Origin of the sequence: Bifidobacterium tissieri (assembly GCF_002259645.1) — a bacterium.
In the GTDB taxonomy this organism is placed as follows: Bacteria; Actinomycetota; Actinomycetes; order Actinomycetales; family Bifidobacteriaceae; genus Galliscardovia; species Galliscardovia tissieri.
On the sequence record NZ_MWWV01000008.1, the window covers coordinates 33,006 to 46,077 of the forward strand.

7 protein-coding genes and 1 tRNA gene are annotated in these 13,072 nt (G+C 61.8%); 4 read left to right on the forward strand and 4 right to left on the reverse strand.

Annotation, left to right across the window (positions count from 1 at the left end; genetic code table 11):
* Positions 1 to 12 precede the first annotated feature (12 nt).
* A complete protein-coding gene (locus BTIS_RS06880; RefSeq protein WP_094663956.1) occupies positions 13 to 3,204 on the reverse strand; it encodes an RICIN domain-containing protein in 3,192 nt (1,063 codons plus the stop codon).
* 594 nt (positions 3,205 to 3,798) lie between these two features.
* Between BTIS_RS06880 and BTIS_RS06885 the strand changes: the two genes are divergently transcribed.
* Positions 3,799 to 4,959, forward strand: coding sequence for a hypothetical protein (locus tag BTIS_RS06885; protein WP_143248893.1), 1,161 nt, complete (start codon positions 3,799 to 3,801; stop codon positions 4,957 to 4,959).
* Positions 4,960 to 5,284: 325 nt separating this feature from the next.
* On the opposite strand, the gene BTIS_RS12220 is transcribed toward BTIS_RS06885, so the two are convergent.
* Both BTIS_RS12220 and BTIS_RS12225 read right to left on the reverse strand, forming a co-directional pair.
* Positions 5,285 to 5,410, reverse strand: coding sequence for a hypothetical protein (locus BTIS_RS12220; RefSeq protein WP_258185439.1), 126 nt, complete (start codon positions 5,408 to 5,410; stop codon positions 5,285 to 5,287).
* Between the two features lie 101 nt (positions 5,411 to 5,511).
* Entirely contained in the window at positions 5,512 to 5,634 is a 123-nt protein-coding gene (locus tag BTIS_RS12225; protein WP_275542045.1) for a hypothetical protein, read from the reverse strand.
* A 1,022-nt stretch (positions 5,635 to 6,656) separates the two neighbouring features.
* Between BTIS_RS12225 and BTIS_RS06890 the strand changes: the two genes are divergently transcribed.
* Positions 6,657 to 7,832, forward strand: a complete 1,176-nt coding sequence (locus tag BTIS_RS06890) for a PfkB family carbohydrate kinase (RefSeq protein WP_094663960.1) — start codon at positions 6,657 to 6,659, stop codon at positions 7,830 to 7,832.
* Between the two features lie 487 nt (positions 7,833 to 8,319).
* Positions 8,320 to 8,408: transfer RNA gene (locus BTIS_RS06895), tRNA-Ser, on the forward strand.
* Positions 8,409 to 8,578: 170 nt separating this feature from the next.
* Here the strand turns inward: BTIS_RS06895 and BTIS_RS06900 are convergent.
* Complete coding sequence (locus tag BTIS_RS06900) at positions 8,579 to 10,498, reverse strand: polysaccharide deacetylase family protein (RefSeq protein WP_094663962.1); 1,920 nt, start codon at positions 10,496 to 10,498, stop codon at positions 8,579 to 8,581.
* A gap of 221 nt (positions 10,499 to 10,719) precedes the next feature.
* Here BTIS_RS06900 and BTIS_RS06905 point away from each other — a divergent pair, with 221 nt between their 5' ends.
* Complete coding sequence (locus BTIS_RS06905) at positions 10,720 to 12,879, forward strand: DUF6541 family protein (RefSeq protein ID WP_094663964.1); 2,160 nt, start codon at positions 10,720 to 10,722, stop codon at positions 12,877 to 12,879.
* The last annotated feature ends 193 nt before the right edge of the window (positions 12,880 to 13,072 follow it).

The window sequence follows — 13,072 nt, forward strand, 5'->3', positions numbered from 1 at the left end:
TAGGTCGGATCCTTACTTCCTATTGAATGTCCAGCGCTGGGCGGCGGAACCGTTGGACGCGTACATCTGAATGTTGGTGCCGTTGCTCGTGCCGCCGCCAACGGCGTCGATCACGAAATCCTCCTTCAACGCGGAACGCAACGTGATCGAACCATCGTCGTTCTTCACCGCAATCCACTTCTGCGCCCAGGAACCGTTGGACGCATACTGCTGCGCGTTCGCGCCGTTGCTCGTGGACGCGCCGGAGATGTCCAGCACCTTGCCGGAGTTCACGTTGGTCAGCGTCATGTATCCTGCGGAGTCGTGCGACACTTTCCACGCCTGCGCATTCGTGCCGTTCGACGCATACAACTGCACATTCGCACCGTCGTCACGCGAACCGCCCGACACGTCGAAGCGCATCGACTTCTTCGCGGTTGACGCGATCTCAACCGTGCCGTCGGCCACGTCGGACTTGTGCTGCGCGGCCATCTTGTTCAGACGCGTGCGCATAGTGCTGGTCGTCGTGATCGTCCAACGTTGCGCCTTGGACCCGTTCGAGTCATACACCTGCACGTTCGCGCCGTTTGCAGAGGATGCACCGGTCACGTCGAGCACGGACGAGGATTTGAGCGCGGTCGCGATCCGGTACGTGCCGTCCTTGAGATCATCCTTATGCTGGGCGGCGAGCGTGTTCAACCGGTCGCGTGATGTCGGCGCTTCGGCGATGGTCCACTGCTGGGCCTTGGTACCGTTGCCGTCGTAGATCTGGAGTTTGGTGGCGTTGGCCGTGGCACCGGCGGGCAGGTCGATCGCACGGTTGGAGCCGGCTCCGTATAGCGAGAACGCGACGGCGGACGAATCCGTACCGTTGGCACTGTCGGTGCCGTTGCTGCCTTCTGCCGTGCGCACGATCCAGTGCTGGGCCGCGGAACCGTTGGAATCCCACTGCTGCACGGCGGACCCGTTGCCGGTCGAACCGTTCGCGACATCGATCACACGGCCGGAATTGACGTTGGTGATCGTGTAGACGCCGTTGCCCACCTGACGGAATCGGAACAGCTGCGCGTCGGTGCCGTTGTCGTCGAAGAGCTGGAGCCGTGCGCCGTTGTCGGTGTTGGCACCCGTGACGTCGATCACACGGTTCTTCGCGGCAGCGGACTGGATCTTCACGGCCTTGGTGGTGAACGGTTTCGTGGCCGACGCGAGCAGGAACTTCTGCGCGTTCGTGTCGTTGGGCGTGTACAGCGCGACGGTGGTGTGGTCGCTCGTGCTGCCGCCGGCGAGGTCGAGCACCCAGTTGCCGAGCGCGGACTGGATGTAGTAGCCGCTGCCGGAGTCGCGGATGAACCAGCGCTGAGCGGTGGTGCCGTTGGACGTGAACTGCTGGACCGTCGCGCCGTTATACGCGTTGCCGCCGTTGATGTCGAGCGCCTTGCCGGAGTTGACGTTGGTGATCACGTAGCTGCCGTCGGACTGCTTGGTGAACTTGAACTGCTGCGCGACGGAGTTGTTGTACGAGTACAGCTGGGGCCGGGTGCCGTCGGACGTGCTGTAGTCGGGGATGTCGATGCTGGCCGAGTCGCGTGCCTTCGCGTTGATGTAGTAGACGCCGTCGGGGATGGTGACAGTGGCGAGCGTATTGATCTTGGGCACGAGCAGCGACTGCACCTTGGTGCGGATGCTGTCCATGCGGTCCCACATCTTCTGACCGGGGCAGGCGGTGTTGTTCGCGCTGTCGACCCAGTGGGCCTTGTCGCCGTGGCCGGTGATGCGCGGCTGGGTGCCCTTGTATTCGAACGTGTCCTTGGCGTTGGTGATGCCGAGGGCGTTGAATTCCCAGGCGATGGCGGCGGAGACCGAGTTGATCGCGGCCTCGGATGGGGCCTGGCTGGTGAAGTCGCCGAGCACGACCACGCCGAACGTGGCGGTGTTGAAGCCACGGGCGTGAGCGCCGACGGCGTTGCTTGCGGGCACGACCTGATTGTCCACGCCTTCGTCGCGGCCCTCCCAGATGCCGCCGTACTTGTCGACGAGCAGGTTGTAGCCGATGTCGCCCCAGCCGTTGGACGTGTTGTGATACACGTAGATGCCATTGATGAGTGCGGGGACTTCGGCCTGCGTGTAGTTGTTGGCCGGCTGGTAGGTGTGGTGGACCACGGCACCCTGCCAGTGGCCGCTGTTGTCGGGCTTCCAGGCGCGGGCCGGGTTGCCGGACTTCCACCATTCCTCGCGGGTGTGGATGCGGCCGGCGGAGGTGATGGCGTCGGCGGCGGTACGGACGGATGGGGTGGAGGTTGCGGCGGTGGGCGCGGCTGCGGAATCCACAGAGTTTTCCCGGTTATTCACGGTGTTTGCGGTGTTCTCCGCAGTCGAAGCCGTTGTACTGGAATCTGCTACGCCGGAATCCACAGACTTGTTCGCGGTATCCACATGTTCGGCATTCGTATTCGCGGACGGGACATCGGACCGTGCGTCGGAGTGGGGCACATCGGACTGTGCCGTCGAGGTAGACTGCACGTCACGCGTATTGGAACGAGCCGTAATGTCCGCACTGGTCTTTGCATCGCCAACGGCGGAATAGCCCGGATCGACGGTGATGAACTTCGCCTCGGTAATCGTCTGGCCATCCACTGGGGTCAGGCGCGCCTCGGCCTCGGTGGCAAGACCCACGTAATAGGCCGGGCTGGAGCCCATCTCGCCAAGATCATCGTCAACGGATGGAAGCGTCCGCCACTCGCTCCACGCGTTGTCCTTGAAGTATCGGAGTTCGAGCTTCGGCGCCTTGGCCATGTCGGTCATATCCTGCTGCTTCCACGTCACGCCCACCGTGGCTAGGCCATCGAGGTCGGCCGCAGCGACAAGCGTGTCGGACCCGGTGTCGTCGGTCAGACCGTCGGAGCCACTCTCGCCGTCGTCATTCTGCGCATCCAACCCGTACGTGGACACGTCCGACGCGGACATAAACGACTCTTCGGCTGTCTTCGGCGTATGCGTCTTCTCCACCTTGGTCGGGCCGTCCGCCGAGGTGCCCGTCACCGTCGATGTCGTTACGGGAGCTGCCGAAGAAGTCACGTCGGAAGCGCCGGTCGAGGTCGTCGCGGCAACATTCGCATCGGAACCGGACGCGGACGGTGCTGCCACGGCTGAACCCATCGGCATCAGCATCGCCGTTGCGGCCACTCCCCCGACCACGGCCTTCATCACACGAGTCCATGCACTCATATCCGCTCGCTTCCTTCTTGCACAACACACGTATCTCCCAACCTACCCGGCCCTACCTACCCGATCCGTCCGGCGGCTTCCGGCGTCATCGCACCCTGTTCATCAGGCAACCGCTTTGACATCGCCACGACTAACACCAGCGCACCTGCTCCAACATCGTCGCCATGACCGACCATCCATCCACCAAGCAGTGGCCTAATACCTAATAAATAATGGAAACCGTCGTGAAAGCTGTCTGCTCCCGGCCTGCCCACGAAGCCGCATTTGATGCCCGTGTGGAATCTGCAACCGCTCACCCCTGACCTATCCCCCGTTCACTAGGCAGATGCGGCAAATCCCCAAGATATAACCACCGTTCGCTAGGTCTTTCGCAAAATAGACCAACCGGCAGCAGCCCCCAGAGAGCTCAATTCCCCATCATTCTGTTGAGGACTAGTAAAATCCAACAACCTAGCGAAGCGTACATAGACCTATACAGACCCTGGAATCTGCCTAGCGAAGCACAGATAGCCACCGAGCCCAGCCCCGCGGGCGCCACGCTATCTTCCGAGGCCGCATACATACAATGGGCGTGGGTTTTCGGCGGGAGCGGATATGCGGATCGATATTGCGGAACAACGGACCTTGGGCAAGCGCGAGAATGCACGACTCAACGAGGACGGCATCTACGCCAACGACTGCGGCAACGGATTCATCGCCGTGGTGGATGGGGTGACCAGTAAAAGCACCGCGAACATCTGGAATCCGACACCCGGGGTCGTGGCGAAGGATACGATTCTCGCCGCATTGCGGAGGGCTCACCCCGAGACCGATCTGCGCGGCATGCAACGGCTGATCGACGGTGCTCTGCGGGAGAAGTACCGCTCTGATATGGCGGCTGCGGGTATCAACGCGTGCGGGACCGACACGCGTGTGGAAGGAAACAGCGAAAACGGCACGTGCACAGGCGGGTCTCTGCTCGACCACGTGCGCAATCATCCCAACGATCGACTGCAGGCCAATGCCGTGATCTATTCGGCGGCGCGGCACGAGATCTGGCTGTTCGGGGATTGTCAGGCGATGGTCAACGGACACGCGATCCCCACCACCAAACGCGTGGATGTACTGCTCGGCGAGCTGCGCAGCTTTGCATGGCACGCGATGCGGTTGCAGGGCCCACAGGATCGGCAAAGTCTATCGGACGACTGGCAGGGCTCTTGCGATTCGCACGATCAGGCACGAGACATGATCATGCCGTTCCTGCGATTGCAATCCCAGTTCGCGAATCGGCGCGGCGAATACGGATACTTCGTATTCGATGGCTTTACAGACCCGGAGTATCCGATTCAGGTTATCAACGTCGCTCGCGGAGAATCTGAACCGCCGACTCGATCGTTGGATTGGGCGTTAAAGGAATCACCAAGATCGCCAGCAGGATCAACGGAACAGGAGACGAGAGCGAAGGCGGATTCATCGGCGTCGTTGCTGCAGTCGTCGGAATCGTCTCCACAGCCATCGCAGTCTTCGATATGGCTGTCGGCACAGTCATCAACGTCCGGGGTCATCGGCGCGGTTTCGGTGCGGCCAGGCGACGACGTGGTTCTCGCGAGCGACGGATATCCGATCATGCGCCCCACACTGGCGGAGTCGGAACAGGAACTGGAACGATTGCGCCGCGCGGATCCGCATCTGGTCAATGAATTCCGCACGACCAAGGGATTCACGCCGGAATTACGATCGTTCGACGATCGAACTTATATCCGCTTCGCCGCATAACGCTTCCGACACCCCGACACCTCGGCATATACCACCAATCCGGTTCGGGCAGCATTGTCCGACGCAGCAACGGCGCTCAGCAGATAACGATTGGCGGAAAAACGAAAATCCCCCAGCGGCTGAGCCGTGGGGGATTTTCAGGTGAAACTATGGGGCCGGACCTGACTGGGCACCGTCGAAACGATCGAAACGATCCACTCGCGGTGATTCAGCGGCCTTGGCCGTCGCCGAGATTCCGTTTCCGTATCGCGAAAGAAACGGGATCCCAGTTCGAAGTTCAGTTATGAGTTATGGGTTACGAGTTATCGCCGCGCCGCTAGTTGATTCAGCGAGCGTCGTCCTGCAGGTCACGCAGGGTGTCGGCGATGGCTTTGCCGGCGACCGGGTTGGCAGCCAGAGTGGAAGCGCCGTAGAGGGCCATACCGCGCAGAATGCTCTTCTTGATGTTCATGATGTTCTCCTTGTTGTTGAAGTATGTGATTGATTATTCAGTTGTAAGTCTTGAACGCCCTGTGATCTGCGGCCATCCGCGGTCGATCAGGGTTTGCGCGCTCAGCGGGTCTCTGCCTCGCGAGCCAGGTCGATGACCGTCTGGTTCATCTTGCTGCAGGAACCGGCCATCACGGAGGCGCCGTACATAGCCAGACCGCGCATCATGCTGTTCTTGATGTTCATTGCTGTTCCTTTTCTATTTCCGTCCGCCTTGTTTGGCTGACATGAATAACGATAGAGCACCTGCGCAATTTGCGCAAGCGCTGGCGCAGAGAAACCTACCAAGTGGTTGGTATTACGCCGTTTTGTCGGCGTGTCGCACGAAGAGCTTATCTTTCCTTGAAATTACAACGGTTTGAAGAAAGTGTGATCACACTTACGATATGGTCACCAAGACATCGGCAAGCACGGCACCTCTTCTTACGCCGCAATCAGCCAGTACAAGAAGACAGCGTTCCCGCGCGATGCGCAACACCGTTGCCCTACTGCACGACGGTCGGCTCTGGGTAAAGCCACGTCACGAGCATCCCCTTATCGTCCTCAAATCTACCCGGTTATGCCCAGACGTCCGGCAATACCCAGAATAGGTACGAACGAGACGACTACAGTCGAAGCCCGAATAATCAGCGACAGAATCAAAACACCAACTTGGCGAAATACAGCAACACAACCCGACGCATCGCAATCCGATGCCCAGCGGCAAGAGCCCACGGACCCCACGACCAACAGTGCGACGTGCACCGCAGTCCGAAATCCAAAGCGACGGCGTTCACCAGATCCCGAGTCAGCCTACGTCACCCCTGGCAACGAAGAGTCCGGGCGGCAGTCGACAACAATACGGGCTGAAAAAGACGGTTTTCGCAATTCGTAGTGCTTTACGGACGTTTCCGTGCCTTGAAACGTCCGCACACTACTACGAATCGCAGGAATCGTCTTTTTCAGCCCGTAATTTCTGCCCCGAAGCCCGAACGTCGTCGCGACCGGCCCGCGATCGTATCCGCATAGCCCGAGCACCAGCCCGAGCATCGCACCTATCGCGTAGTTATGCAGACATACAGCAGCGCATCCACGTCACGCAAAACACGCCACAATCGTTCGCAATGTTGATTGTCCCCGAATACCCCCGCAGTTAGAATGAAAACAGATCAGCGATGATGCTGACGCCTTAAGGGACAGGGGCACCATGTTTTTAAGGAGGTCCGCCAATGTCTGCGCACAGTAATGAAAACGAAAACGAAAACGTCGAGTCGGGAACGACCAACCCCACAGCACCCAGCTCAGCAACGCCTTCGGATGGCGCACAAAACGCACACGGCAAGGTCATCTCACTGGGCGAAGTGGCGGTCAATCTGACCATGGGTGTCAACACCATTCCACTGCCCGGCGGATTCGCATACTCGGAGAACGCCGGCACCAGCATCGGCGGCAGCTTTGCCACGCTGCAGGCCGCGGCGCGCATGGGGGCGCGAACCGAACATGCCGGCATCATCGGCAACGGACCGTGGGCGACCATGATCCGTCAGGCGTTCGACGCGGAGGGCATCGCGCACACGGGCCAGGATCGTCTGGACGAGGACTCCGGTCTGCGCGTACTGCTCAGCGACGGCAGCCCGCGCAAGACGCTCATCGCCAAATTCGGCGCCGAGGCGCATGGCTCGTTCGACTCGTTTGACGAGATCCGCCCGGAAAGCAACGACGTACTGCACATCAGCGGCAACACGCTCACCAACCGCACCGCAAGCGCAGTGTTCGCGTTCATGCGACGCGAGGACGAGCATTGGAGCGACTACGGCGGTTTTGACGAGAACGGGAATCCGCACGGGCATCGATATCAGATCGTGATCAACCCGTCGGGCGCGGTGATCGGGCATGTGAACGAGCAGCTTATCGAAACGCTGGTGCTCGATCGTCCGATCTGGACCTGTAACAAACGCGAGGCCCGCGCGGTGGCGCTCCGACTTGGCATTCCGATCACGGATCCAGAGCCAGTGATGGTCAACGGCAGCACCGAAGCGACCATGCCGGAGCTGATCGAGGGGCTGGGCGAAGTGCTGAAATCGCCGGTGATCATCCGCACCGGAGCCAGCGGCGCGTGGCTGTGGGAACCGGATGAAATCGGCAGCTCCGAAGGCATGATCACTCACGTGCCCGCCTACGCCGCCAAGGCCACGCACACGCAGTCGGCCGGCGGATGCCACACCGGCGTGCTGTGTGCGATGCTGGCGCGCGGCGCCGATCTTGAGGACGCGGTGGAAGTGGCCAATGCGGCTTCGTCGATCGCGGTGTCTCGGGCCGATTCGGTTACCGGCGAACCGAGCTGCCCCACGCTTTCGGAGGCGAAGATGCTGATCGCCAAGCAGATGGAGGCGGATCGCGGGTAGGCCGAGCGCAGACGGCGAGCGGAACGCGGGTAACGAAATGTGACAGATGCGAAGCTTGGACGCAAGCGCGATAAGTGCGGCAAATACGAGGAGCCGCGGAACGGGTATTCGTATCGGCACCAGACGGACAATAGCCTGATTTGTTTGGTTCGGGCCGACGGACTGTTCGCATATCCGTACTGTCATTAAATGATGCGCACCGGCCTCGTACTGTTGCGCACTGTCGCGCACCGGATGCGCCGGCACATGACACTCCGTGTGCACACGCAGTACACGCAACGGTGCAGCACACACAACAGTGCACGTGCACGTGCACGTGGAATGCAGCTTGCCACTCTAAGTCCCAAGCCTCACACGCCACATCTCACGCTCGCGACACGCCGATAACGCCTTGCAATGACGCCATTTTTTGCATTCCTCAAAAACCGTGTTATTCTTTTCAAGTTGCCTGACTGAGCAAATCTCACGAGTTCAGGATGGTAACGCTGGAGAATTCGCCTAGTGGTCTATGGCGCACGCTTGGAAAGCGTGTTGGGTGAATAGCCCTCACGAGTTCGAATCTCGTATTCTCCGCCATCAGGGATTTCGGTTCGCCGGAATCCCTTTTTTGTTATCACCGCAGGCGTATGCGCACATACGGCATGTAGTCACATGCGCGGAGCCCACTGGACAGCCGCGCCCGCTGGGCCGGCATCGGCACCCGCCTGGCCGGCACCGGCACACACTGCCGCCGGTGCCGTCAACCACTACCACTGGGCGCGCATGTCGCGGGAGTAGACCACTTCGCCGGGGGCGGGGTAGCCGTCGAGCAGCTGCGGAACGGTAACGAGCGTGAAACCCAAGCGACGCAGATCGTGGATCACATCGGGCAACGCGTCGGCCGTGCTCTGGTGGATGTCATGCATCAGCACAATCGAGCCGGGCCGCACCTGCGCCAGGATCTTCTCCCTCGTCTTCAACGCGTTGAGACTCTTCCAGTCGTACGAGTCCACGTCGTAATCGACCAAGCCGAGGTTCAGCGCCACGGCCGTACGACGCGACGCCTCGTCGTACGCCCCATGAGGCGGTCGCAACAGACGCACCGGCTGACCGGTGACGGACTGCACGGCACGGTTCGTGTCGACCAGCTGCTGTGCACGATCGGCGGAATTCATCGACGGCAGATCCGTATGGTTCCACGTATGGTCGCCGATCACGCTGCCGGACGACAGCGCTTTGACGAGCGGGGAAATCGACGCCTCCTCCGCACCCGCCGAGCCGGCACCGGCGGAGGCACCTTCGGCACCTTCCGCATCCGCCGCGCCGACGGTCTGTCCCACGGCAAAGAACGTGGCCTGCACGCCCTCGCTTTCCAGTGTCTGCACCACCTGCGGACTCACGGCGTTCGGACCGTCGTCGAACGTAAGCGCCACGCATTTCTGCACGCTGCAATCGATGCCGATCTTGCGGTTCTGCGACTTGACCACGGCGTTCACTGCCGCGTTCAGCGCGTGCACGTGACCGGCGCGGGCCTGCGCGGCATCGACATCAGATTGCAGGTGCAGGGCGTCGGCCGCGGTGTCGGCGGATTTGGACGCGGATTGCGCGTCGAACGCGGGATTCGCGGCATCGGCAGCAGCGGCGGCTTGCGTTGCCAGATCGGTGTCGGCGGACAGCGCTGCACCCTGCGTTCCCGTTCCCGTCATCCCCTGTAGAGCCGTGGTGTCGGCGAGCGCGGATTCGATGGCCCGGAGGAGCTTGATGCGGGTGGACGAGTCAGCCACCGCATCCTTGGAGTTGTCGAGCACCCATTGGGCATTGGCGATCGCGTTGGCGAAGGCCGTGGTGCTGCCGGAGAGGTCGCGGTCCATGGGCAGGAGTGCGGACGCGGCCGCGTTTGTGGCCGCTTTCTTGCGCAGATCGGCGACCTCGGTTTCCACCTGCTGCCATGCGGTCTTGAACTTGTGTGCCTTGCCCGCGAGCGCGGTGGGCAGTTGTTTGGCGTCACAGGCCGCGTCGTCGTATATGCCGGACGGCTCGCTCACGGTGATATCGCCTGCGTTGTCGACTTCGGCGGCGACCGCCTCCAGATGCGCGCGATTCTGTTGGTAGGCGTACTGATAGTGCTGGCAGTCGGCGATGGCGAGGCGATAATACCGGTAGCCGGACAGCGATCCGACTGCGGCAAGCGCCAGCGCGAGGATCACGATGAGGGTGATGATGACGACGGTTCGCTTGCCGCGACGCTGCTTTGCGGCACGGGGGCGACGGGACGGCTTCCGTGCGGGTGACTGGGCGGACTCGGAGGACGACCGGCGAGACCGGCGGGCGGATGTGCCGGCCTTGGACACGGAAGAGTCGGTCTTGCTGGTACGGCCTGTCGGATTGGCACGACCCGCCTGATTGGTGACCGAGAACGAGTCAAGATCGATGAATTCGGCGGCGAGATCAATGACCTCGGTTTCCGCGGCATGAATGCTGTCGTGAACGCCTTCGGCACGCGACACAGGCGCTGAGCGAGTGGCGGACGTCTCCGCGGCGGACGTCCCGGTGCCAACACCGGCACCGGCACCGACTCCCATACCGGCATCGAGTGCTTTTTCGGCTTCGACAACGGGTTGCCTGTCCCATGCGAACAGCGGACCGGTGTACTCGGTTTCCTTGCGCGTTCTGAAGTCCCGTGCCATCGTTCTCCCGTGTCTCCGTTTCGGCGTTTCCACCAACCCTCAACTCGAACAGCACAAGCATACCGGCAGGCATGGCGCATGGTTTCAGACAAGATACCTCACCTCCCGAAACCAACGGACGCAGGCCTTGGCAATGAACCGCCGGAACCAAAGCTACAGTGAAAACCGGCACGACCCCAGACACAGCAACCCCGATTCGGCGGGCACGATAGGGTGGGCGTATGACTTCGACGCAGGCCCCTGAAACCTCTGAACCCTCGGATGCTCCGAGCGCGGCACCGACCACCGCACCGAAGGCTGTCACCGCAGCCGGCACCAACCCCAACACCTCGAAGAGCATCGCCCCCGTCCCGGAAGAAGCCACCACCCCCACCCCAACCGAGGCTGCTCCCGAAACCGCGCCCAGGCCCCGCGATGGCCGCGCAACCACGCAACCCCAAACCCCTGCCTCAGACACGCTCGCGCCCAAGATCACCCTTGCCGCCCGCATCGCGGGGATCGTAGGCGTTGCGCTCGCGTTTCTCATCGTGCTGGCATGGTTCCCCCGCGGCATCTGGAACAGTCCGATCCAAGGCATCGACGCCCCAGCCCATTACTACTTCATCCGGGAGCTGCTGGAACAGGGGCCGGCCAAGGCGCTGTCACTACTGCCGAACGGCGGCTACTATCCCCCACTGTTCCATCTGCTCGCGGCCTCCACAGTCAAGCTGGCCGCCCTGTTCGGCGTACACCTCAGCGTGTTCACCGCACTTGACGTGGTATGGATCACCTCCTCCGGTCTGCTGTGGCCGGCGGGCATGCTGCTGCTCTGCTCATACTTCCTGCGCACCGCCACCCCGATCACTCGCATGGTCGCGAACCTGCTAATCCCCCTACTGGCCGTGGCCTCGGCCTCGCACCCGTTCCACATGCTCTACTCGGGTCCGCTGATCGCGTTCGGTCTGGCAAGCACGCTGCTCCCATTCCTGCTCTACTGCTCCCTGCGCTTCCTCGACGCCCTCACCGCGCTGATCCACGCGCCACGCGGCCACCGCCTCAGCGCAATAACCCTTCGCCCACTGTTCCTGACCGCGCTGAGCACCGCGGCAACCGGCCTGCTGTGCGTGGCGGCCCACCCCCGCGTTGTCTTCACCTACGCACTGCTCATTCTGCCGTTCATCCTCACCCGCCTGCCGTGGAAGTTCATCCTGGCCGTGTTCGTGCTGATGATCGTGGGCGCGGGCGCGTTCCTCGCGTTCATGATCAACTTCTACCCGTCGAACCGGTATGCGGATCCCGGTGCCTGGTTCCACACATTCGTCCCCACCAAAACCGTGCCTGAAGCCTTGTGGACCGCGTTCAGCGACCACCTGTCGTCCCTGTCCAGCGGCACGATCGGCGGCAATCCCGTGGCCGGCGCGTTCATGTTCCTTGCCCTGATCGCCGCCGTTATCGCCGCGCTCGGATTCGCCGGCAATCGTCTGCGCGACGGCATCGCCCTGACGTTGGGCTACGCGTTCGTGATCATTGTGTATGTGTGCAGCGCGTCGCTCACCGGCGCGATTCCGAACATTCTCACCGCGCCCTGGTACCGCTCGGACGCCCGCACAGTGACGATGTTCCCGTTCGTGCTGCTGCCGCTGCTGGCGTTCGGCCTGTCCTGCGTGGAACGCGCCGTGACCGAATTCGCACTGGTCAAGGCGTCACCAACGCGCGACGCCCTCGGCATTCCCGATATCCGCAGCGCCCAGCACGTGCGCGGCAACGGCACCGATGACCCGCGCATCCCCAGCAGCCTGCCCCCCATCGTCTCCGCTGTCGTTGCGATCGTACTGGTCGTGTCGATGACCGCGGCCATGGTTCTCACGCAAATCAGCAATCCCATTCGCGCCACGATGAGCGAGGAGATCACACGGAACGCCAGCTACGACAAGCCCGATCAGTACGAGCAGCTCACTGCGGACAAGTACGATGCGATGCGTCGCATGGTGGCGACGACCGGCACGCGGGCCGCGGTGATCTCCGACCCGATGAACGGCTCGATGTATGCGAGCACGCTGTTCGACGCGAACATGCTCTACCCGGTGTATAACCCGCAGCACACCAAGAACGGCGCGATCTTCGGCGAGGTTGAGGACGCGTTCGCATCCGGCGACAGCCGTCGCGTGCTGGATACGGTATGCCCGGTGGGCGGCGACGCTGGCGCGTATTTCCTGGCGATGGGCCCGCAGGCGGCCAGCCTGCAATTGTTCACGTTCAAGCAGCAGTATGATCCGTTCCACAACGAGGATCTGATCGCGCGATACGTGAACGATGGCACGCTGATCAAGGTCGACGACTACGGCAACTACGGCGACCATGCCAAAGGCTGGGCGCTCTATCGCTTCGTCTGCGGTAACTAAGTCAACTCAGCCAACGGCTGGCCCGGCCCTTTGATGGGCTCAACATCGAAATTTGGAGTCCGCAAGGGACAATCCTCGAGTTCTGTGCGGATTGCGGGGTCTTGCAGACACCAATCTCCGAGTTCTGTGCGGTCCCAGACGAGAATGCAAAGTATGACCGTTGAAATTGCAACACCCATACTCGGAATCTGCC

Coding starts and splice junctions, on each gene's coding strand:
- BTIS_RS06880 (WP_094663956.1), bottom strand. CDS start 3,204: ATGAGTGCATGGACTCGTGTGATGAAGGCCGTGGTCGGGGGAGTGGCC.
- BTIS_RS06885 (WP_143248893.1), top strand. CDS start 3,799: ATGCGGATCGATATTGCGGAACAACGGACCTTGGGCAAGCGCGAGAAT.
- BTIS_RS12220 (WP_258185439.1), bottom strand. CDS start 5,410: ATGAACATCAAGAAGAGCATTCTGCGCGGTATGGCCCTCTACGGCGCT.
- BTIS_RS12225 (WP_275542045.1), bottom strand. CDS start 5,634: ATGAACATCAAGAACAGCATGATGCGCGGTCTGGCTATGTACGGCGCC.
- BTIS_RS06890 (WP_094663960.1), top strand. CDS start 6,657: ATGTCTGCGCACAGTAATGAAAACGAAAACGAAAACGTCGAGTCGGGA.
- BTIS_RS06900 (WP_094663962.1), bottom strand. CDS start 10,498: ATGGCACGGGACTTCAGAACGCGCAAGGAAACCGAGTACACCGGTCCG.
- BTIS_RS06905 (WP_094663964.1), top strand. CDS start 10,720: ATGACTTCGACGCAGGCCCCTGAAACCTCTGAACCCTCGGATGCTCCG.